Raw genomic sequence first — 21,406 nt, forward strand, 5'->3', positions numbered from 1 at the left:
TTGTTCGTCGGTCGCTCCCGAGCTGGATGATTCCCGGCCCCGCTAGCCGAAGACCTTCCCCGGGTTCAGGATGCCGAGAGGGTCGAACACCGACTTGAGCTTCACCTGCAGCTCGTAGGAGTCCGGACCGAGTTCCTCCGCCAGCCACCGGCGCTTCAGCACGCCCACGCCGTGCTCGCCGGTGAGTGTGCCGCCGAGCGCGACCGCTGTGCGGAAGAGGTCCCCAGCGGCGTCCCAGACCTCCTGGCCGACCTCGTCGCCCGCGGTGATGAAGTTCGGGTGCAGGTTTCCGTCACCGGCGTGCGCGACCGTCGGGATGGCGATGCCGTAGCGCTCGGCGATCCGCTCGATCGCCGCGAACATCTCCGGCATCCGCGACCGCGGCACCGCCACGTCCTCGATGAGCACCGTCCCGTTCGCCGCGAGCGCGGGATGGAACGCCCGGCGGATCGCGAGCAGTCGCTCGCCCTCCTCCGCGTCGGCGGCGACGCGCACGGTGCCGCCGGTCTCCGCGATCAGCGCGCTCGCCCGCCCGGCGTCCGCGGCGGCGGCCGGCCCGTCGAACTGGACGAGCAGGTACGCCGCTCCCCGCTCGCGCCCAGCGCCTCCCGGATGGTCTCCTCGCCGAGGTGGGCGGAGATGCGCTCCAGCGCCGGGCCGTCGAGCAGCTCCATGATCGCGGGGCGCAGGTGCGCGGCCGTCACACGCGCGGCGGCGTCGGAGGCCGCGCGCACGTCCGCGAACAGCGCGCCGAGCGTCGTCGGCTCGCCCTGCGGCAGAGGGAGGACGCGGACCGTCGCACCGACGATCACGCCGAGAGTGCCCTCCGAGCCGACCAGGAGCGAGGTCAGGTCGTAGCCGGTGACGCCCTTGACGGTGCGGTGGCCGGTGCGGAGGAAGCGCCCGTCGGCGAGCACCACGTCCAGGCCGAGCACGGCCTCCCGCGTCACGCCGTACTTCGCGCAGAGCAGCCCGCCCGCGTTCGTCGCGATGTTGCCGCCGACGGTGGAGATCGCCTTGCTCGCCGGATCGGGCGCGAAGAACAGGCCGAACGGCTCCAGCGCGACGTTGAGGTCGCCGTTGACGACGCCCGGCTCCACGACCGCGAGCTGGTCCTCGGTCGAGATCTCGAGGATGCGGTCCATGCGCGCGACGCTCAGCACCAGGGAGCCGGCGGTCGCGTTCGCCCCTCCGGCAAGCCCGGTGCCCGCGCCACGCGGCACGACCGGCACCCGGAACTCGGAGGCCGCCCGCATCGTCGCCTGGACGTGCTCGACCGTGCGGGCGTTCACGATGGCCAGCGGGTGACCCTCCGCGATCCAGCCGGAGTGGTCGCCTCGGGCGGCGTCGAGGTGGGCGGGATCGACCGACAGCACGTCCTCCACGTCCTCGCCGAGCGCCGCCGTGAGCCAGTCGATGACATCCATGACCGTCATGCTAACGGGGCTTCGCTCATGTCCGATTTCCGCTATCGGATGTCGGTGGCGCGTGTCACGCTGGGAGGCATGAGCAGCACCATGTCGAAGCCCACCGCCTCGGACGCCGCCGGCGAGCGGCTCGCGGACCCGGTCTTCGCGCAGCGCTACCGGGCGATGAGCGCCAGGGATGCCCGCTTCGACGGCCAGTTCATCACCGGCGTCCATTCCACCGGCATCTATTGCCGGCCGAGCTGCCCCGCGGTGACGCCGAAAGCCGACAACGTGACCTTCTACCTGACCGCCGCCGCGGCGCACGAGGCCGGCCTGCGGGCGTGCAAGCGCTGCCTCCCCGACGCGGTCCCCGGCTCGCCGGAGTGGAACGTCCGCGACGACCTCGCCGCGCGCGCCATGCGCCTCATCGCAGACGGCACGGTCGAGCGGGAGGGCGTGCCGGGGCTCGCCCACCGCCTCGGCTACACGCCGCGGCACCTCGGCCGCGTGCTCACCGCCGAGCTCGGCGCCGGACCGCTCGCGCTGGCGCGGGCGCACCGGGCGCAGACCGCGCGGCTGCTGCTGGCGGGCACGGACATGCCGGTCACCGACGTGGCCTTCGCCGCGGGGTTCTCCAGTGTGCGGCAGTTCAACGAGACGATGGCGGAGATCTACCACGTGACACCGGGTGCGATCCGGGAGGCCGCGCGCCGCCGGCCGGCGATCGCGCACGGGCCGATGGTGGCGGGCGCGACAGCAGGGGCGTCGCTGACGCTGCGGCTGCCGGCGCGGGCGCCGTTCGACGGCGGGCGGGTGCTGGCGTTCCTGGGGGCGCGCGCGATCGAGGGCATGGAGGCCGCCGTCGCCGGGGCGGACGACTCCGCCGTCCTCCCCTCCTACAGCCGGGCCCTGCGCCTCCCCCACGGCCCCGCCACGATCCGGCTCACGCTCGCCGGCGACGCCGAGGCCCCGGCGATCGAGTGCGAGGCGAGCCTCGCCGACATGGCCGACCTCGCCCCGCTCGTGGCGCGCGTGCGGCGCCTGCTCGACCTGGACGCCGACGCCGAGGCTATCGACACGGCGCTGGCGGCCGACCCTGCCCTCGCGTCGTCCGTTGCCGCGGCGCCGGGGATGCGCGTGCCCGGTGCGGTCGACCCTGAGGAGATCCTGTTCCGCGCGCTCATCGGACAGCAGGTGTCGGTGCCGGCCGCCCGCACAGCGCTCGCGCGTCTGACCGCGGCGCTCGGCGAGCCGGTGGCGATCGGCGGCTTCACCCGGCTGTTCCCGACGGCGGACGCGATCGCCGAGCACGGCAGGGAGGTGCTGCGCGGGCCGGGCAAACGCATCGACGCGATCGTCGGCGCCGCGGCCGCTCTCGCGGACGGCTCGCTCGTGATCGACGGGCGAGTCCCGCGCCGAGTTGGAGGCGCGGCTGGTGGCGCTTCCCGGCATCGGCCCGTGGACCGCCGGCTACGTCGCGCTCCGCGTGCTCGGCAGTCCGGATGTTCTGCTGACCGGCGACCTCGCGCTGCGGCAGGGAGCGGCGCGGCTCGGCCTCCCCTCGGAGCCTCGCGAGCTCGCGGCCCGCGGCGTGCTCTGGTCGCCGTGGCGCAGCTACGCGGGGATGCATCTGTGGGAGAGCGCGCACGAGGCGCAGCGGGAGGCCAGGCAGCAGAGGGAGGCGCAGCGCACGACGCGGCCGACCCGGCGCAGCCCCGAGCCCCACCGCGCAGCGTAGGATCGCACCCACCGGGCCACCGTGACGGCCCGCTGTCCTGTCTCAGGACATCGGTGACGGAAGTGGGTCAGGACATCGGTAACGCTTCGTGTCTCAAGACATCGGTGACAGTTCGTCCGGTTTCGGGTTGGGGCGGCGGCCTCGGGGTCGGCCGTTGCTGACGTATTTGACGCCGGGTGAGGGCCAGGGTTGTTCGATGATGAGGGTGCCCTCGAGGTCGAAGAACATGACGGTCGGGCCGGTGTCCATGATCGCGATTCGCTTCTTGCTGTAGTCGCGGCCAATGCCGAAGCGGATGCCGTGGAACTCGACGCTGCCGCCGAGGTCGACGAGCTTGACGCGGACGCCGTCGTCACGGCGGCCGAGTCGGGAGTCATGCGCGGGTGGCCTGGGTGATTCAGCTTTCGGGGTGGCGTGCCAGGCCTGCTGCGGTGTGATCCGGCCGGGCAGGGCTTGGTGGGGTCGTTGGGTGTTGTAGATGATGTCGAACGCATCGACCTGCTCCTGCAGCTGGGCGAGGGTGGCGGCGATGGGTTGCTTGTCGAGGTAGCGGAACAGGGTCTGGTGGAAGCGCTCGATGCTCCTATGTTCGTCAAGTGCCGATTTGGGGCAGGTTGGCGTAGATCTCTCGAGCGATGTATCGCTTCAGGCAGCGGATGATTTCGCGTTTGGTGCGACCCTCGGCGCTGCGGCGTTCGACGTAGGCGAGCGTGGGTTCGTGTCGGCGCATTCGGACGATCGCGACGATGTAGAGGGCGCTGTTCGCGGCGCGGTCTCCGCTGCGGGAGAGCCGGTGTCGTCCGGTGGTTCGGCCGCTGGAGGCGGGTTGTGGGGCGACGCCGCAGAGCTTGGCGAAGGCTGCCTCGTTCTTGATGCGGTTGGCGTTGTCGCCGGCGGTGACTAAGAACTGGGCGGCGACTTCGACGCCGACTCCGTGTAAGGCGACGAGGTCGGGAGCGGTCTGGTTGACGAGGTCCGCGATCTGTGTGCTGAGCCGTTTGGCCTCGTCGTCCAGGGTCTTCCAGCGTCGTGCGAGGTCGCGGAGGGCGAGCTTCGTGCCGGCCAGGTGCAGACGAGCAGGATCCGACAACAGCGAGAGAAGATTCTCTGTCTCAGGTCGTAGGTGGAGGCATCGGTTCACCAGTGTGCGCTTGGTCAGATCGACGAGCTCGTCGCGCAGCTGCGAGGGCGCGCCGATCATCACGCCGAACAGGGCGTTGAAGGCCTGGGTGCGTGCCTTGACCGCGCCAGAGCGCGCGACCCGCAGGGTGCGGATCACCTCGATCGCGCCGGACTTGCTCTTGGGAACAGCGGTGGAGGTCTCGCCGAGCACTGCGCGGGCGATCTGCTCGGCGTCCAGGCGATCGGACTTGCCGTCCATCCGCCTTGCGATCCGGTTGGGCCGGTTCACTTCGATGACGTGTTCACCGCTTCTCGTCAGCTCGCGGGCGAGCGCGGCGCCGAACGAGCCGGTGCTTTCCACCCCGATAGAGGCGAGGCTGCCGTAGCTGCGCATCCAGGACCGAAGAGCGTCGTAGCCGGGTCCGGTGGCGGGGAACTCGTGGTGGCCGAGCAGCCGACCATGATCATCGATGGCGGCGGCGTAGTGGGTGTGCTTGTGAGTGTCGACTCCGCCGATGACCGTGACATCGGTCAATTCAATTGTCATGCTGGAGGTGCTCCTTCCGTGCGCGCTGGTTGAACGGACGGGGCGAGCCGGTCGGGCGGGTCGACAGAACTGTGATGGGGCTTCTAGTCCAAGCTCCTATCAGGTCAGATCCGGTCGGCCGGCGCGCTCCTGGATACTGCGCCGGCCCCGGTCGACAAATCGAACGAAGGACACCATGGTCAGTTCTTGGCCTGAGTCAGACCGAGACCGTCGCAGCACCATGACAAGTCTTCACAGTTCTTGCCTTGGGTGGTCGGTTTGAAGGGTTTGCCGGTGATCGCCTCGACGCCGTAGGAGGCGAGGTAGGTGGTGAGCTGGCCGGCGAACCCGCGCCGGGAGGGGTTGAGGGCCATGCCGTTGTCCGACAGCAGCCGCTGGGGAACACCGTGGAGGCGGATGGCTTTGGCGACGACGGTGATCGCGTCTTGGGAGCTCTCGGTCAAGGCGACGTGGGAGGCGACGGCGAGGCGGGAGTGGTCGTCGATGAGCTGGAAGATGACGCACTTGCGTCCCTCGGTGAGGACGTATTCGGTGGCGTCGATCTGCCAGCACGCGTTCGGTGCCGGATAGACGAACCGGCGGTAGGAGGCGCGGGGTCGTTTCCGCGGCTCGAGGCGGGCGACGCCGGCGTCGCGGAAGATCCGGGCCAGGGAGGAGACCGCGGGAACCGGGGTGATCCGCAGCAGTCGCATCCGGTCGTGGACTCTGATCGGACCGTGATCCAGACCGGACTGTTCCAGCGCCGCCCGGACCTGGATGGCCTGCCGTTTGGTCTCTTCGGTGATCTTCCCGGGGCTGGCTCGCGGGCGCCTCGATCGGGGTTCGAGAGCGGCGGCCGGGCCGTCTTCGATGGCGCGTTTGCGGATCGCGTAGAACGTCTTTCGGGAGATGCCGTGCTCGGCGCAGAACGTGGTCACCGACCCGCGCGGAGCATCCGGTGGCCACTGGGTGATCGCGAGACGGACACGGGGATCAACGGGTTCAACACGGCTCATTCCTCAAAGATCGAGGAGAAGTGTCACCACCAAACAGGGCCGTAGTGTCACCGATGTCCTGAGGCAGAATTGTCACCGATGTCCTGAGACATAACACACCGTGACGGCCCGCAACAAATACGTGCATTTCGGACACGTGCATTTCGGTCGAGGAGGGAGCGCTTCCGTGCCCTCGATCACCGTCGTGATCCCCGCGCTCGACGACGCCGGGATGCTCGCCCGCTGCCTTTCCGACCTCGCCGCACAGCTCCGTCCCGCGGACGAGATCATCGTCGTGGATAACGGCAGCTCCGACGACACCGCGGCCGTCGCCCGCGCCGCCGGGGCGCGCGTGCTGGAGCAGCCGGTCCGCGGTATCTTCCCCGCGGCCGCCACCGGCTACGACGCCGCCGTCTGCGACATCGTCGCGCGCCTGGACGCCGACTCGCGGCCTCCGGTCGACTGGCTGCTGCACATCGAGGCAGAGTTCGTGGACGATCCGGCGATCGGCGTGCTGACGGGACCCGGCGTCTTCTACGACGGCAACACGTTCGTCGCGGGCCTCGGCCAGCTCGTCTACATCGGCGGCTACTTCTGGTCCATGGAGATCTGGCTCGGGCATCCGCCGATCTTCGGCTCCAACTTCGCGATGCGCCGCGAGGTCTGGCAGGAGGTCCGGGGTCGCGTGCACCGCGACCTGCGCGAGGTGCACGACGACCTGGACCTCGCCATCCACCTCGACCCGGGCGTGGTCGTGCGCTACGACGAGCGGCTGCTGGTCGGCATCTCGTCCCGGCCGTTCTCGACCTGGCGCGGCTTCGGGCGGCGCATCCGCTGGGCGTTCGGCACGCTGCGCATGCACCTGCCGGAGGAGACGCCGTGGCGTCGCCGGGCGGCACGGCGGCGGTGGGAGGCCGAGCACGCCGGCGAGGCTCCGGGCGCGATCGCCTGAGCGCCCTCGTCTGAGCCGCCTCGTCCGAACCGCCTCGCCTGAACCCCTCGTCCGAGCCGGAGTTCTGCGCGTTGTGGGCGTTCTCCTGGGCCGTCCCGGTTCGTGTCGGCAGGCTCCCGACCGATAGGTTGGACAGTGTGAGATTCTCGCACCTCAGCACCACCCCGGACTCGCACCCGCGCCTGGCGGCCGTCATCGGAGACGGCGCCCTCTTCCTCGACGAACTCCTCGCCGAGGCGCCCCGCGACCTCCAGGACCTCATCGAACTCGGCGACGCGGGCCTGACGGAGGTGCGCGCCGTCGTGGACGGCGCCGTCGCCGCCGGCGCCCCGCTCGTCCCGGTCCACGAGCTGCGGCACGCCTCGGCCGTGTTGCGGCCGCCGCAGGTGATCGCGATCGGCGCCAACTACGCCGCGCACGCCTCGGAGCTGAAGCTCCGCAGCGAGAAGGCCGCGACCGTGTTCTCGCTCTGGCCCAACTCGCTCGCAGGCCACGGCGGCACGACCAGCTGGCCGGAGGACCTCACTACGCAGGTCGACTACGAGGCAGAGCTCGGGGTCATCATCGGCAAGCCCGCGCGCAACGTCTCGGTGCGCGACGCTCTCGACTACGTATGGGGCTACACGGTGGTCAACGACATCACCGCGCGCGACCTCCAGTTCTCGGAGGCGCAATGGTCGCGCTGCAAGTCGTTCGACGGCTTCACCCCGAACGGCCCGGTGGTCGTCACAGCCGACGAGATCGCCGACCCCCAGGACCTCTGGCTCACGACGAACGTGGACGGCGCGATACTGCAGGACGCCTCGACCGCCGACATGGTGCGCTCGGTCGCCGAGATCATCGAGTTCCTGTCGCGGTCAGCCACGATCCAGCCGGGCACACTGATCTCCACCGGCAGCCCGGGCGGCGCCGGCTACTCACGCACTCCCCCGGTGTTCCTGCGCGACCGCTCGACGGTCACGGTCTCGATCGGCGGGATCGGCTACCTGACGACGTACTGCCGCGTCACCTGAGGCAAGCATCCGGGCATTACATGCATTGCACGCATTCGTCGGCGCCGTCGGCTGGCGTGAGTGCATGTCGATCGGCGAGCGGCGGCCCGGAGTCTCGGGCGGAGACGACGAGGCGGCCCGCCTGGACGCAGTCCTGCCGGACATCGACTGGTCGGTCGCCCCGGTCGGCGCGACCTTCTCGACCTTCCGCGCGCCGAGCGGCGAGCTCGCCGTCGTCGCGCTCGGCGATCCGGCCGACCCGCGCGTCGTGCTGGTGCCGGGAGCCACGGGCTCCAAGGAGGACTTCTACCTCCTGGCGCCGATCCTGGTGGCGGCCGGCTACTACGTGCAGAGCTACGACCTGGCCGGCCAGTACGAGTCGGCGTCGGCCGGCCCGGAGGCCGGGGGGCACTACACGTACGACCTGCTGGTGGCCGATTTCGTGGCGTTCCTGCGCGACGGCGGCCCCGCGCACGTCCTCGGCTACTCGTTCGCCGGCATCGTCGCCGAGCTCGCGCTCGTGCAGCACCCGGAACTGTTCCTCACGCTGACGCTGCTGACCTCGCCGCCGGAGCCGGGTCAGGCGTTCCGCGGCGTGCGCGTCATCGGCTGGTTGAGCTGGTTCCTGAACGGCCGCCAGGGCGCCGGGCTGATGATCTGGGGCATCGTCACCAACAAGAACAGAGTCGGCCCCACACGCCTGGCGTTCGTCCGCTCCCGGTTCGCGCTCACCCGCCGCTCGAGCGTCGACGACATGGTCGGGTTGATGAAGCACGTTCCCGACGTGCGCGAGCGCATCGCCGCGATCGGACTCCCGGTTCTGGTGGCGACGGGCGACCACGATCTGTGGCCGACGCAGCTTCACGCCGCGAACGCGAAGGCGCTCGGCGCGCGGCTCGCCGTCTACCGCACCGGGCACAGCCCGTGCGAGACGGCCCCCAACCAGCTGGCCCGAGACATGATCGCCCTCTTCCGCTCCGCCGAGCGCTGACCCCGCCCCCGTCCGCACCTCCACCCCCACCGGAACAGGGGTCGCAGCACGCCGCTATCGCGGCACGATAGCGGCGTGTTGCGACCCCTGTCGGGATCGCGCTACTCGCGGGCCTTCTCGGCCTTCTCGATGGCCTCGGCTTCGACGACCGGGATGGAGGTGGTGATCGCCTCGAGGCCGCTCAGGCGGGCCGGGGACAGCAGTCGGGTGACCTCCTCGCGGCTCATCAGCTTGGCCTCCACCACGAGGTCGGCGACGTTGTGGCCGGTCAGCAGTGCCGACTTGGCGAGCGCGGCCGCGGCGGCGTAGCCGATGTGGGGGTGAGCGCGGTGATGACGCCGACCGACGAGCCGACCATCGCGCCGAGGCGCTCCTCGTTCGCGGTGATGCCGTCGACGCAGTTGACGCGCAGCGTGTGGAAGGCCTGCGCCATCCAGGTGATGCTCTGCAACAGGGAGTGGGCGATGACCGGCTCGAACGCGTTGAGCTGAAGCTGGCCGCCCTCGGCCGCCATGGTCACGGTGACGTCCGCGCCTGCCACGGAGAACGCGACCTGGTTGACGACCTCCGGGATGACCGGGTTGACCTTGCCCGGCATGATCGACGATCCGGCCTGGCGCGGCGGGAGATTGATCTCGCCGAGGCCGGCCTGCGGACCGGACGACAGCAGTCGGAGGTCGTTGCAGATCTTCGACAGCTTGATCGCGCTGCGCTTGAGGGAGCCGGAGAACGACATGAAGGCGCCGGCGTCGCTGGTCGACTCGATCAGGTCGGGCGCGGTCTCCAGGTTGAGACCGGTGATCAGGTTGAGGTGCTTGACCGCCGCGGCCGCGTAGCCGGGGTCGGCGGTGATGCCGGTGCCGATCGCCGTCGCGCCGAGGTTGATCTCGGCGAGCAGCCACTTGGTCTCGGTGAGCCGGGCGTGGTCCTCGGTGAGGGTGGTGGCGAAGCCGTGGAACTCCTGGCCGAGCGTCATCGGCACGGCGTCCTGGAGCTGGGTGCGGCCGACTTTGAGGATGTGGCGGAACTCGCGGCCCTTCGCGGCGAACGAGTCGCGCAGTAGGGCGAGCTCGTCCAGCAGGTGGCCCAGCGCGAACGTGAGCGCGATCTTGATCGCGGTCGGGTACGTGTCGTTCGTGCTCTGGCTGCGGTTCACGTCGTCGATCGGGTGCATGTTCGCGTAGTCGCCCTTGGGACGGCCATCGAGCTCGAGCGCGATGTTCGAGATGACCTCGTTCGCGTTCATGTTCGTGGAGGTGCCCGCCCCGCCCTGCATGACGCCGACCACGAACTGGTCGTGGAACTTGCCGTCGATGATGAGCTGGCAGGCCCGGTCGATCAAGTCGGCCTTGTGCTGCTCCAGCACGCCGATCTCCAGGTTGGCGCGCGCCGCGGCCTGCTTGACGGCGGCGAGGGCGACGATCAGGTCGGGGTAGACGGAGATGGGCCGCTTGGCGATCGGGAAGTTCTCGAGGGCACGCGAGGTGTGCACACCCCAGTAGGCGTCGGCCGGAATCTCCCGGCTGCCCAGGGAGTCCGTCTCGACGCGGGTGGGCCGGCCCTCGGCACTGGGGGTCGGGACGTCGGACACGTTCTCGGACGCGTCCACGACGCTGTTGCCGGCGGTCGGGTCGATGACCGGGATGGGGTGAGTCTTCGGTTCGTCCATCGTTGCTGTGGAATCCACGCTTGGCTCCATTGCCTCTCGTTGTGCGTTGGCGTTTCGGGGTCTGCCGGCCGTTCGTGGCGCCCGGCACAGCCGAGCCTACCCCTGGCGCCTGCACGGGAGATGGACACATCGTCCGGTATCCCGGACGCCGTTCGACAGCCTGTCGAGACGGCCCCGCTCAGCCCAGTTTCCGCAGCAGCCCGCGCGCGAACCGGTCCTTGGCCTCGGTGTACGGCGGGTAGATGAGTTGCAGCGTGTCGGGCGCGAGCGCCTTGGTCAGCACGGCCTTCTCGTGGCTGAACGTCTCCAGCGACCGGCGGCCGTGGTACGCGCCGGACCCGCTCTCCCCCACCCCGCCGAACGGGAGGCCGCCGACCGCCAGGTGCGCGGCGGGCACGCCGAAGCCGACAGCTCCGGAGCTGGTCTCGGTGAGGATGCGGCGCCGCACATCGCGGCGCTCACTGAAGACGTAGAGGGCCAGCGGTTTGTCGCCGGAACGGATGAACGCGATCGCGTCGTCCAGTCCGTCGACGGCGACGATCGGCAGCACCGGGCCGAAGACCTCCTCGCCCATGACCGCGGAGTCGCGCGGCACGTCCACGAGCACGGTCGGGGCGAGGTAGCGAGAGGACGCCTCCGACTGCCCTCCGACCGCGGTCGTCCCCGAGCCGAGCAGCCCCGCGAGGCGGTCGAATTGCCGCTCGTTCACGATCCGTCCGTAGTCGGGGCTCTGCGCCGGATCGTCGCCGTAGAGCGCGCGCACCGCGCCGGCGAGCTCGACGGCGAGCCGCTCGGAGACGCCCTTCGTCGCCAGGATGTAGTCGGGAGCGACGCACGTCTGTCCCGCGTTCATGAATTTGCCCCAGGCGATCCGCCGGGCGGCGGCGGCCAGGTCGACGGAGTCGTCCACGTACACCGGGGACTTGCCGCCGAGCTCCAGGGTCACCGGGGTCAGGTGCTCGGCCGCCGCCGACGCGACGATGCGGCCGACGCGGCCGTTTCCGGTGAAGAAGATGTGGTCCCAGCGCTGGGCGAGCAGCTCCGTGGTCTCCGCGACCCCGCCCTCCACGACCGCGACGGCCGACGGGTCGAGGTACTGCGGGATGAGCCGCGCCATCGCGGCCGAGGTGGCGGGCGCGAGCTCGCTCGGCTTCAGCACGACGGCGTCGCCCGCGGCCAGAGCGCCGACGAGCGGCGCCAGCAGCAGTTGCACCGGGTAGTTCCACGGGGCGATCACGAGCACGACGCCGACCGGCTCCAGCACGACCCGGGCCTTCGCCGGCATCAGGGCACCCGGTACGGCGACGCGACGGGGCCGCAGCCAGCGTCGGAGGTTGCGGCGCATGTGGTCGATCTCGCCGACGACGAAGCCGACCTCGGCGATCTGCGACTCGGTCGGGTTCTTGGCCAGGTCCTCCAGCAGGGCGTCCTCGAACTCGGCCGCGCGCTCGGTGAGCATCCGGCGCAGGGCGGCGAGCTGGGCGAGCCGCCAGGAGAGCGGCTTGGTGCGACCGCGCTCGAAGGCGGCGCGAAGGGTCGCGACGGTGTGCGGGATGCTGTCGCCGGCGACGGTGCCGGACGTGAGCGTGGACTCCGAGGTCATGCGCCCATCATCACACGCGCGGCCGGTACTCCAGGTCGAAGATCGCGTGGCCGAGCCGCTCGCCGCGCCGCTCGAACTTGGTCACCGGCCGGTCGTCGGGCCGCGGGACGAACCCGCCGGCGCCGGCGACGTTCAGCAGGGCGGGCTCGGCGTCGAGCACGTCGATCATGTGCTCCGCGTAGGGCTCCCAGTCGGTCGCGAGCCGCAGCACGCCGCTCGGCTTCAGCGCGGCGACGATGAGCCGGACGACGTCGGGCTGCACCAGGCGGCGCCGGTGGTGGCGGGCCTTGGGCCACGGGTCGGGGAAGAAGATGAGCACCTCGTCCACGCTCGCGGCGTCGAGCCCCTGCTCGAAGACCTCCACCGCGTCGTGCCGGACGACCCGGACGTTGGTGAGCCCCTCCTCGTGCGCGGCCGCGAGCACCCGTCCGACTCCGGCGCCGTGCACCTCCACGCCGAGGAAGTCCTTCTCGGGATGCCGTGCGGCCAGGGCGAGCAGGTTCTCGCCGTTGCCGAAGCCGATCTCGACCACGCGCGGCGCGATGCGCCCGAAGATCGCGGCCAGGTCGAGCGGCGAGCCGTCGAAATCCACGCCGTAGACCGGCCAGAACTCGTCGATCGCCCGCCGCTGGGCTTCGGTCTTCCTGCCGCGGATGACGAAGCTGTGCGGCCGGACGAGGGGGACGGTTCCATCCGTCCATTCTCGCAGGCCGCGCGAGCGACTCCGATTCGTGCCGAATGTCGACTTTCACGGCGCGGAAGGCGACATTCGGCACGAATCTGCCAGCGATCAGTGCGGCAGTACGGCCTCGATCGGGCCGCGCGCGAAGTACACCAGGAAGCCGGCCGCGACGATCCAGAGCAGCGGGCTGATCTCGCGCGCCTTGCCGGCGAGCGACCGGATCAGCACCCAGGAGATGAAGCCGACGCCGATGCCGTTCGCGATCGAATAGGTCAACGGCATGACGATGATCGTCAGGAACACCGGCAGCGTGCTGGAGAACTCGTGGAAGTCGATGTGGCGGATCTGCACCACCATCAGGGCGCCGACGACGACGAGCGCCGCGGCCGCGACCTCCAGCGGCACCACCTGGGTCAGCGGCGTGAAGAACATCGCGAGCAGGAACAGCACGCCGGTGATGACGCTGGCGAAGCCGGTCTTCGCGCCCTCGCCGATGCCGGACGCCGACTCCACGAACACCGTGTTGGAGCTGGCCGAGGTGCCGCCGCCGACGACCGCGCCGACGCCCTCCACGATCAGGGCGGACTGGAGGCGCGGGAAGGTGCCGTCCTCGTTGGCGAGGCCGGCGCTGCGAGCCAGGCCCGTCATCGAGCCCATCGCGTCGAAGAAGTTCGTGAACACGAGCGTGAAGATCAGCATCACGGCGGCGAGGGCGCCGATCCGGCCGAACGAGCCGAACAGGTCGAACTGCCCGACCAGGCTGAGGTTCGGGAGGCTGACCAGCGACGTCGGGAGCTGTGGCACCGTGAGGTTCCAGCCGTTGGCGTTTTTCGGGCCGGACGGCCCGACGTGGAAGACCGCCTCGGCGATGATCGCGACGATGGTGGCGACGACGATGCCGATCAGGAGCGCGCCCTTCACCCTGCGGGCCATCAGCACGCCCATGACCACGAGCGCGACCAGGAACACCAGGGTCGGCACCGTGGCGATCGAGCCCGCCTCGCCGAGCTGCACGGGCGGCGACGAGAGGTTGGTGCTGCGCACGAAGCCGCTGTCCACGAAGCCGATGAACGCGATGAAGAGGCCGATGCCGACCGTGATCGCGGTCTTGAGCTGCGGCGGGACCGCGTTGAAGATCAGGCGGCGCAGGCCCGTCGCGGCCAGCAGCACGATGATGAGGCCGTTGATGACGACCAGGCCCATCGCCTCCTGCCACGTCAGCACCTTGACGACGTTGACCGCGAGGAACGAGTTGATGCCGAGGCCCGCGGCGAACGCGAACGGCAGCCGGGCGACGAGACCGAACAGCACGGTCATGACACCGGCGCTCAGCGCGGTGACGGCCGCGACCTGCTGGCCTTGCAGCGAGTGGCCCGACACGTCGGGGGTCCCGCCGAGGATGAGCGGGTTGAGGATGACGATGTACGCCATCGTCACGAAGGTCAGCAGGCCGCCGCGGATCTCCGTCGCCCACGTGGTGCCGCGGGACGTGATCTCGAAGAACCGGTCCAGGCGCCCTGTGCGGGTCGGCGTGGGCGTGGAAGTCGAAGCGGAAATGGTGGTCTCCCGTAGTATCGGTGGGGTTTTGGTTCGAGGCGCATTCGAAGGTACGTCACAGCGCTGTACCAGCCTAATTCCCCCGCGACACGATAAGGACACGCATGGCTCTGCCCTGGAAACTGCACGGCGACGGCAAGAAGGTCGGAGCACGCGAAGTCGTGCTCCCCGGCGAGCGGCTCACCTGGCCGCGGACGATCGGGCTCGGCGCCCAGCACGTCGTCGCGATGTTCGGCGCGACGTTCCTGGTGCCGCTGCTCACCGGCTTCCCGCCGAGCACGACGCTTCTGTTCTCCGGCGTCGGCACGATGCTGTTCCTGCTGATCACACGCAACAAGCTGCCCAGCTACCTGGGCTCGTCGTTCGCGTTCATCGTCCCGATCGTCGCCGCGACCAAGGCGCACGGGATGCCGTCGGCGCTGTTCGGCATCGTGGTCACCGCCCTGCTGCTCGCCGTCGTAGGCCTGATCGTGGTCGCCACCGGCACCAAGTGGATCGACGGGCTGATGCCGCCGATCGTCGCCGGCGCCATCGTGGCTCTGATCGGGTTCAACCTCGCGCCCGCCGCCAAGAACAACTTCATGCAGGCGCCGGTCACGGCGCTGGTGACGCTCGCGGCGGTCATCCTCTGCACGGTGCTGTTCAAGGGGATGCTGGGCCGCCTCTCGATCTTCCTCGGGGTCGTCGTCGGCTACGTCTTCGCCGCGCTCGCCGGCCAGGTCGACTTCAGCAAGGTCGACAAGGCGGCGTGGCTCGGCCTCCCGCACTTCACGTTCCCCGCCGACCCGTTCACCGACGCCGCGTCGACGTGGGGCATCCTGCCCGCGTTCCTCCCGGTGGTGCTCGTGCTGATCGCCGAGAACGTCGGCCACATCCGCGGTGTGGCGCAGCTCACCGACCCGGCAGTCAACAAGCTCACCGGCCGCGCGCTGTTCGCGGACGGCCTGGCGACGACGATCGCCGGCTTCTTCGGCGGCTCGGGCACGACCACCTACGGCGAGAACATCGGCGTCATGGCCGCCACGCGCGTCTACTCGACGGCCGCGTACTGGGTGGCCGGCATCGTCGCGGTCCTGCTCGGCCTCTCTCCCAAAGTCGGCGCGGTCATCAACACCATCCCGGCCGGGGTGCTGGGCGGCGTGACGACCGCGCTGTACGGCCTGATCGGCGTGATCGGCGTGAAGATCTGGCTGGACAACAAGGTCGACTTCTCCAAGCCGGTCAACCAGTTCACCGCGGCGACCGCGCTCATCATCGGCATCGGCGACTTCACGCTGAACTTCGGTCAGCTCACCTTCAACGGGATCGCGCTCGGCGCCATCGCGGCGATCGTCGTCTACCACGTCATGAACTCGATCGCCCGCGTGCGCGGCACCGCCTAGCGCGCCAGACGTCCTCGAACGCGGTCCTGCATCCGATATTGCAGACTCCTCTCATCTGTTCTAAGCTGCACAATGTCAGTGAGAGGAACCTGTGCAGCGCATTCACACCCCCGGCTACGACCGCACCGGCGTCGAGTGCGGCATCGCGCACATCGGCGTGGGAGGCTTCCACCGGGCGCACCAGGCGCTCGCGATCGACCGACTGCTCGAACAGGGTCTCGCCCGCGACTGGGGCGTCCTCGCCGTCGGAGTGCTCCCCTCCGATGCAGCGATGCGCGACGCGCTCGACGCCCGTGACGGCCGATACACACTGGTCGAGAAATACGCCGACGGACGCTGGGAGGCCAGGGACGTCGGCTCGATCCTCGAGTTCGCGCACGCGCCCGACGACCGGAGGGCGGCCATCGAGCGGCTCGCCGACCCTGCGATCCGCATCCTGTCCCTCACGATCACCGAGGGCGGCTACCCGGTCGACCGGGAGACCGGGGCGTTCGTGCCCGGTGCGCCCGCCCCGGCGTTCGACCTGATCGTCGCGGCCCTGCGCCGTCGTCGTGAGCTCGGACACGCGCCGTTCGCCGTGCTGTCCTGCGACAACATCCAGCACAACGGCGCCGTCGCCCGCGCGGCGGTGACCGGCTTCGCCCGGCAGACCGATCCGGAGCTCGCGCACTGGATCGAGGCCGAGGTCGCCTTCCCCTCGTCGATGGTCGACCGGATCACGCCGGCGACGACGAAGGCCGACCGCACCGAGATCACGCGGCGCTTCGGCGCGGACGAGCCCTGGCCGGTCGTCGCCGAGCCGTTCTTCCAGTGGGTCATCGAGGACGACTTCCCGCAGGGGCGCCCGCCGTGGGAACGAGCGGGAGCCCAGCTCGTCGCAGACGTCGAGCCGTACGAACTGATGAAGCTCCGGCTGCTGAACGCGAGCCACCAGGCCCTCTGCTACTTCGCCCGGCTGCTCGGATACGAGTTCGTGGCGGACGCCGCACGCGACCCGGACATCGCCGCGCTCCTGCGCCGCTACATGCGCCAGGAGGGGACGCCGACGCTGCGCCCCGTTCCCGGCGTCGACCTCGCCGCCTACACCGAGAGCCTGGTCGAGCGCTTCGCGAATCCGGAGGTGGCCGACACTGTCGCCCGGCTGTGCGCCGACTCATCCGACCGCATCCCCGCCTGGCTGCTTCCGGTCGTGCGGGAGCGCCGCGCGGCCGGCGCCCGGACTCCCTCGCCGCCGCCGTCGTCGCGAGCTGGGCGCGCTATGCCGAGGGCGCGGACGAGCAGGGCGAACCGATCGAGGTGGTCGACCGGCGCCGGGAGGCCGTCATCGCCGCGGCGGCGCGCCAGCGCGCCCAGCCCGACGCGTTCCTCCGCCAGCACGACCTCTTCGGCGACCTCGCCGACGACGCCGTCTTCACAGCCGACTACCTCGCCGCGCTCCGGAGCCTCCACTCCGAGGGAGCGCGCGCGACGCTCCGCGCGCTCCGCTGAGCCGGAGCCGGCCCTCCGCCGGTCCCGCCACGAACACACCTGCCCAACCGATCCCGAGGAGACTCATGTCCACATCGCTGTCCCCGACCGCGGCGCCCGCCGCTCCCGCACTCCCCGAGACCATGGCGGCCGTCGTCGTCCACGGCCCCGAGGACTACCGGCTCGAGACCGTGCCGGTGCCGCAGCCCGGCGCCGGCGAGCTGCTGCTGCGCGTGGAGGCCGTCGGCGTCTGCGCGTCCGACCTCAAGTGCTATCACGGCGCTCCCAAGTTCTGGGGCGACGAGAACCGCCCCGCGTGGGCGCAGACCGGCCGCATCCCCGGTCACGAGTTCGTCGGTCGCGTCGTCGCGGGCTACCCGGCCGCACTCGCGCGGCGCGGGCTGGCGCTCGGCGACCGCATCGCGTGCGAGCAGATCGTCCCCTGCGGCGACTGCCGCTATTGCGAGCGCGGCCAATACTGGATGTGCGCGCCGCACGCGATGTTCGGCTTCAAACAGTTCGACGGCGCGATGGCCGAGTACGCGCTCATCCCGGAGCGCGCACTGACGCATCCGGTGTCCCTCGACCTCGCCCCGCAGCACGCGGCGTACGCCGAACCGCTCTCCTGCGCGATGCACGCGGTGGAGCGCGCCGACGTGAAGTTCGGCGACGTGGTCGTCATCGCGGGCGCCGGCCCGATCGGCCTCGGCGCCATCGCGGGCGTCCGCCAGAAGAACCCGCTGCAGGTCATCGCGCTCGACATGAGCGACGACAAGCTGGACCTGGCGCGCAAGTGCGGCGCCGACCTCACGATCAACATCACCCAGGAGGACGCGGTCGCCCGCGTCAAGGAGCTCACCGACGGTTACGGCGCGGACGTCTACATCGAGGCGACCGGCCACCCCTCGGCGGTCGGCCAGGGCCTGAACCTGCTCCGCAAGCTCGGCACCTACGTCGAGTACTCGGTCTTCGGCTCCGACGTGACGGTCGACTGGTCGATCATCAGCGACGACAAGGAGCTCGACGTCCGCGGCGCCCACCTGGGCCCCGGCTGCTGGCCCGCCGCGATCAAGCTGCTCGAGTCCGGCGCGCTGCCGATGGATGAGATCTGCACGCACCAGTTCCCGCTCGCGGAGTTCCAGAGCGCGCTCGACCTCGTCGGCGACACCGCGGGCGCCTCCATCAAGGTCACCATCCTGCCCTGAGGCAGCCGACCCCCACGATCACCGGAGTTTCTGATGACCACCACCGCAGCACCCGTCCGCGAGACCTTCCTCGACCGGATCGGCATCCCCCATCCCCTGCGCTGGGGCTTCCTCGGCGTCCTCGTCTTCATGACGGGCAACGGGGTCGAGTCCAACTTCCTGTCCCCGCATATGACGCACGCGCTCGGCGAGGACAAGTTCGCCATCGTCGCGCAGATCATCGCCATGTACAGCCTGGCCGTGCTGATCGCGTCCTACCTGTCCGGCGCGCTCGCGGACCTGTGGGGGCCCCGGCGGGTGATGACGCTCGGCATGATCCTGTGGATCGTCTTCGAGGGCGCCTTCCTGTTCTCGCTCTCCATCGGGAGCGTCCCGCTGCTGTTCGTCAGCTACTTCCTGCGCGGCTTCGGCTTCCCCTTCTTCGCGTTCGCGTTCCTGGTCTGGATCAATCAGATCGTTCCGAAGAAGCGCAACGGCACCGCGGTCGGCTGGTTCTACGTGATGTTCACCGGCGGTCTGCCCACCCTCGGCTCGCTGTTCGCGGTCTTCGCGATCCCGGCGTTCGGCGGCGGAGCGGGCGGTGAGAGCCTGACCATGGTCGGCTCGGCGGCGCTCGTGCTGATCGGCTGGGCGATCGCGCACTTCGGCGTCCGTGAGCCGCACGGCAAGCGCCGGCTCGCTCCGGCGAACGACTCGGCCGCGCGCGTGCTCAGTTCGGGGATCGTGCTCACCGCGCGCAACCCGAAGGTGCTGATGGGCTTCCTCATCCGCCTGATCAACACCGCACCCGAGTTCGGGATGTTCATCGTCCTGCCCGCGGTCATGGCGGACCAGCTCGGCTGGGGGCAGAGCCGCTGGCTCATCATGACGGTCGTCATCTTCGCGGGCAACATCGCCTTCAACGCGGTGTTCGGCGCGATCGGCGACCGGATGGGCTGGGGCCGGACGGTCCGCTGGTTCGGCATCGTCGGCTCCTCGATCGGCCTGCTGCTCTGGTGGTACGTCCCGCACTGGGTGCCGGCGGGCAGCGACTGGGGCTTCGTCGTCGCCACCATTGCGGGCACCGTCTTCGGCATCATGCTGGCCGGTTTCGTGCCGATGGGCGCGATCATGCCCGCGCTCGCTCCCCAGCAGAAAGGCGCGGCGATGGCGATGTACACGACCGCGGCCGGTGGGGCGACGTTCCTCGGCAGCGGCGTGGTCGCCCTGGTGTTCCCGCTCGCGGGCGCGGTCGGCGTGGTGTGGGCCTTCGTGGCGCTGTACGCCTGCGCGTTCGTGATGATCGGCTTCCTGAAGGTCGACCAGCACGCCAACGACGAGTCGGCGGTCGACGCGGAGCTGGAGGGCGTGCGATGACCCGCATCGCCGACATCCCGGCCGACTTCGCGGAGGACCAGCTCGACGGCTTCGTCGCGCTCTACGCCGACCGGCTTCGGCGGGTCGCGGGCGGCGTGGTCGCCCGGGCCGCCTGCGAGCCCACCGTCGCCGTCGTAGTGGGCGGCGGCTCGGGGCACTACCCGGCCTTCGCGGGTCTCGTCGGCCCGGGCTTCGCCACGGGCGCCGTGGTCGGCAACATCTTCACCTCGCCGTCGGCGGCGCACGTGTACTCCGTCGCGAAGGCCGCCCACCGCGGGCGCGGCGTCGTGCTCACGTTCGGCAACTACGCCGGTGACGTGATGAACTTCGGGATCGCCGCCAACCGGCTGCGGGCCGAGGGCATCGACACCCGCATCGTGCTGGTGACCGACGACGTGGCCTCCGCGCCCGCCGAGGGCGACCGCCGCGGGATCGCGGGCGACTTCGTGGTGTTCAAGGCGCTCGGCGCGGCCGCGGCCGCCGGGCTCGACCTCGACGCCGTCGAGCGCGCGGGCCGGGCGGCCAATGCGGCGACGCGCACGCTCGGCGTCGCGTTCTCGGGCTGCACGATGCCCGGCGCGCGCAAGCCGCTCTTCCAGGTGGAGCCGGGGATGCTCGGGCTCGGCCTCGGCATCCACGGCGAGCCAGGCATCAGGGACGTCGCGATGCCGACCGCGACCGGCCTCGCGGAGCTGCTGGTCGCGGGCGTGCTGGAAGCCGCGCCGCACACCGGACCCGCTCGGGTCGGCGCGATCCTCAACGGCCTCGGCACGACCAAGTACGAGGAGCTGTTCCTGCTCTGGGCGCGCGTGCTCCCGCTGCTGGAGGCCGCCGGATTGGAGGTCGTGGAGCCCGAGGTCGGCGAGCTCGTCACGAGCCTCGACATGGGCGGCTGCTCGCTGACGCTCACCTGGCTGGACGAGGAGCTGGAGCCGCTCTGGCGGGCGGACGCGTACGCCCCGGCCTATCGGAAGCAGGCCGCGCCGCTCGCGGCGACGCTGGCGTCGGCCGCCGAGGCGGACGACGCTGTCGCGCAGGAGGCTCAGGTGTTCGTCACGCCGTCGCTCGGCTCGGCAGGCCTGGCGGCGAGCGTCGCCGAGGCGGCGGCGCTCGTGCGCGAGCTGCTGCGTGACCGGGAGGACGAGCTCGGCGCGATCGACGCTGTCGCCGGCGACGGCGACCACGGCCGCGGGATGCTGCGCGGCGCCGAAGCGGCCACGGCGGCGATCGACCGTGCCACCGAGCGCGGCGCCGGAGCGGGTGCGGTGCTGGCCGCCGGCGGACGCGCGTGGGCCGAGCAGGCCGGCGGCACCTCCGGCGTGCTCTGGGGCGCGGCGCTGGAGGCCGCGGGCGCGACGCTCGACGACACGGCGGATGCGTTCCCCGACGACAGCGCGGGCGCGGCGGTCTCCGCCTTCACCGCGGCCATCCTCGACCTCGGGCGCGCCGAGCCGGGCGACAAGACGCTCGTGGACGCCCTGCTGCCGTTCGGCGACGCGCTGACCGCCCGGCTCGCCGCCGGCGCCCTGCTGGCGGACGCGTGGCGGGACGCCGCGCTGGCCGCGTCCGACGCGGCCGCCCGAACCTCCGCGCTCCGCCCCAAGCGGGGTCGCGCCCGGCCGCTCGCCGACAAATCGGTGGGCACCCCGGACGCCGGCGCGACCTCCTCGCCCTGATTGCGGGCGCGCTGGGCGAGCTGCTGGCGCGCGACAACGTCCCCACCGCTCACCACCAGACGAACGACCACCGGACCGAAAGGA

At 70.8% G+C, this 21,406-nt stretch carries 12 protein-coding genes and 6 pseudogenes; 10 read left to right on the plus strand and 8 right to left on the minus strand.

The window, feature by feature from the left end; translation table 11 throughout:
• Positions 1-42: 42 nt before the first annotated feature.
• Positions 43-1,427: pseudogene (locus tag ACRAWC_RS04140) on the minus strand (FAD-binding oxidoreductase).
• Between the two features lie 90 nt (positions 1,428-1,517).
• Between ACRAWC_RS04140 and ACRAWC_RS04145 the strand changes: the two are divergent.
• Positions 1,518-3,147: pseudogene (locus ACRAWC_RS04145) on the plus strand (AlkA N-terminal domain-containing protein).
• Positions 3,148-3,336: 189 nt separating this feature from the next.
• Positions 3,337-3,543 carry a hypothetical protein gene (locus ACRAWC_RS04150; RefSeq protein WP_431346619.1) on the plus strand — a complete coding sequence of 69 codons (207 nt, stop codon included), beginning with the start codon at positions 3,337-3,339 and terminating at the stop codon, positions 3,541-3,543.
• Here the strand turns inward: ACRAWC_RS04150 and ACRAWC_RS04155 are convergent.
• The 3 genes and pseudogenes from ACRAWC_RS04155 to ACRAWC_RS04165 form a co-directional block, all read right to left on the minus strand.
• Positions 3,526-3,723 (minus strand): annotated as a pseudogene (locus ACRAWC_RS04155) (integrase core domain-containing protein); the annotation flags it as partial. The gene ACRAWC_RS04150 and the pseudogene ACRAWC_RS04155 overlap by 18 nt on opposite strands.
• A gap of 16 nt (positions 3,724-3,739) precedes the next feature.
• Positions 3,740-4,816 carry an IS110 family transposase gene (locus ACRAWC_RS04160; protein ID WP_431346400.1) on the minus strand — a complete coding sequence of 359 codons (1,077 nt, stop codon included), beginning with the start codon at positions 4,814-4,816 and terminating at the stop codon, positions 3,740-3,742.
• Positions 4,817-5,052: 236 nt separating this feature from the next.
• Positions 5,053-5,811, minus strand: a pseudogene (locus ACRAWC_RS04165) (DDE-type integrase/transposase/recombinase); the annotation flags it as partial.
• A 166-nt stretch (positions 5,812-5,977) separates the two neighbouring features.
• Here ACRAWC_RS04165 and ACRAWC_RS04170 point away from each other — a divergent pair.
• The 3 genes from ACRAWC_RS04170 (at position 5,978) to ACRAWC_RS04180 (ending at position 8,725) form a co-directional block, all read left to right on the plus strand.
• Complete coding sequence (locus ACRAWC_RS04170; RefSeq protein WP_431346620.1) at positions 5,978-6,742, plus strand: glycosyltransferase; 765 nt, start codon at positions 5,978-5,980, stop codon at positions 6,740-6,742.
• A 137-nt stretch (positions 6,743-6,879) separates the two neighbouring features.
• A complete protein-coding gene (locus tag ACRAWC_RS04175) occupies positions 6,880-7,755 on the plus strand; it encodes a fumarylacetoacetate hydrolase family protein (protein ID WP_431346621.1) in 876 nt (291 codons plus the stop codon).
• A 64-nt stretch (positions 7,756-7,819) separates the two neighbouring features.
• The gene (locus tag ACRAWC_RS04180) at positions 7,820-8,725 is read left to right on the plus strand and encodes an alpha/beta fold hydrolase (RefSeq protein ID WP_431346622.1); all 906 of its coding nucleotides are present in this window, start codon (positions 7,820-7,822) and stop codon (positions 8,723-8,725) included.
• 101 nt (positions 8,726-8,826) lie between these two features.
• Here ACRAWC_RS04180 and ACRAWC_RS04185 read toward each other — a convergent pair.
• The 4 genes and pseudogenes from ACRAWC_RS04185 to ACRAWC_RS04200 form a co-directional block, all read right to left on the minus strand.
• Positions 8,827-10,394, minus strand: a pseudogene (locus ACRAWC_RS04185) (aspartate ammonia-lyase).
• A gap of 178 nt (positions 10,395-10,572) precedes the next feature.
• Positions 10,573-11,997, minus strand: coding sequence for an aldehyde dehydrogenase family protein (locus ACRAWC_RS04190; protein ID WP_431346623.1), 1,425 nt, complete (start codon positions 11,995-11,997; stop codon positions 10,573-10,575).
• 10 nt (positions 11,998-12,007) lie between these two features.
• On the minus strand, positions 12,008-12,589 hold the full coding sequence (gene trmB, locus ACRAWC_RS04195) for a tRNA (guanosine(46)-N7)-methyltransferase TrmB (protein WP_431346624.1): 582 nt from the start codon (positions 12,587-12,589) through the stop codon (positions 12,008-12,010).
• Positions 12,590-12,787: 198 nt separating this feature from the next.
• On the minus strand, positions 12,788-14,191 hold the full coding sequence (locus ACRAWC_RS04200) for an NCS2 family permease (RefSeq protein WP_431349357.1): 1,404 nt from the start codon (positions 14,189-14,191) through the stop codon (positions 12,788-12,790).
• Positions 14,192-14,340: 149 nt separating this feature from the next.
• Between ACRAWC_RS04200 and ACRAWC_RS04205 the strand changes: the two genes are divergently transcribed.
• The 5 genes and pseudogenes from ACRAWC_RS04205 (at position 14,341) to ACRAWC_RS04225 (ending at position 21,322) form a co-directional block, all read left to right on the plus strand.
• A complete protein-coding gene (locus tag ACRAWC_RS04205; protein WP_431346625.1) occupies positions 14,341-15,618 on the plus strand; it encodes a uracil-xanthine permease family protein in 1,278 nt (425 codons plus the stop codon).
• A 157-nt stretch (positions 15,619-15,775) separates the two neighbouring features.
• A pseudogene (locus ACRAWC_RS04210) lies at positions 15,776-17,106 on the plus strand (mannitol dehydrogenase family protein).
• Positions 17,107-17,171: 65 nt separating this feature from the next.
• On the plus strand, positions 17,172-18,290 hold the full coding sequence (locus ACRAWC_RS04215; protein ID WP_431346626.1) for a zinc-binding dehydrogenase: 1,119 nt from the start codon (positions 17,172-17,174) through the stop codon (positions 18,288-18,290).
• Positions 18,291-18,323: 33 nt separating this feature from the next.
• Positions 18,324-19,646 carry an RbtT/DalT/CsbX family MFS transporter gene (locus ACRAWC_RS04220; RefSeq protein ID WP_431346627.1) on the plus strand — a complete coding sequence of 441 codons (1,323 nt, stop codon included), beginning with the start codon at positions 18,324-18,326 and terminating at the stop codon, positions 19,644-19,646.
• Complete coding sequence (locus tag ACRAWC_RS04225; RefSeq protein ID WP_431346628.1) at positions 19,643-21,322, plus strand: dihydroxyacetone kinase family protein; 1,680 nt, start codon at positions 19,643-19,645, stop codon at positions 21,320-21,322. Before ACRAWC_RS04220 ends, ACRAWC_RS04225 begins: the two co-directional genes overlap by 4 nt.
• Positions 21,323-21,406: the final 84 nt, after the last annotated feature.

The organism is Leifsonia sp. L25 (assembly GCF_050632895.1).

Bases quoted from the DNA above. Each gene is read 5' to 3' on its own strand.
- ACRAWC_RS04160 (WP_431346400.1), bottom strand. From the start codon at position 4,816: ATGACAATTGAATTGACCGATGTCACGGTCATCGGCGGAGTCGACACT.
- ACRAWC_RS04180 (WP_431346622.1), top strand. From the start codon at position 7,820: ATGTCGATCGGCGAGCGGCGGCCCGGAGTCTCGGGCGGAGACGACGAG.
- ACRAWC_RS04190 (WP_431346623.1), bottom strand. From the start codon at position 11,997: ATGACCTCGGAGTCCACGCTCACGTCCGGCACCGTCGCCGGCGACAGC.
- ACRAWC_RS04205 (WP_431346625.1), top strand. From the start codon at position 14,341: ATGGCTCTGCCCTGGAAACTGCACGGCGACGGCAAGAAGGTCGGAGCA.
- ACRAWC_RS04215 (WP_431346626.1), top strand. From the start codon at position 17,172: ATGTCCACATCGCTGTCCCCGACCGCGGCGCCCGCCGCTCCCGCACTC.
- ACRAWC_RS04220 (WP_431346627.1), top strand. From the start codon at position 18,324: ATGACCACCACCGCAGCACCCGTCCGCGAGACCTTCCTCGACCGGATC.
- ACRAWC_RS04225 (WP_431346628.1), top strand. From the start codon at position 19,643: ATGACCCGCATCGCCGACATCCCGGCCGACTTCGCGGAGGACCAGCTC.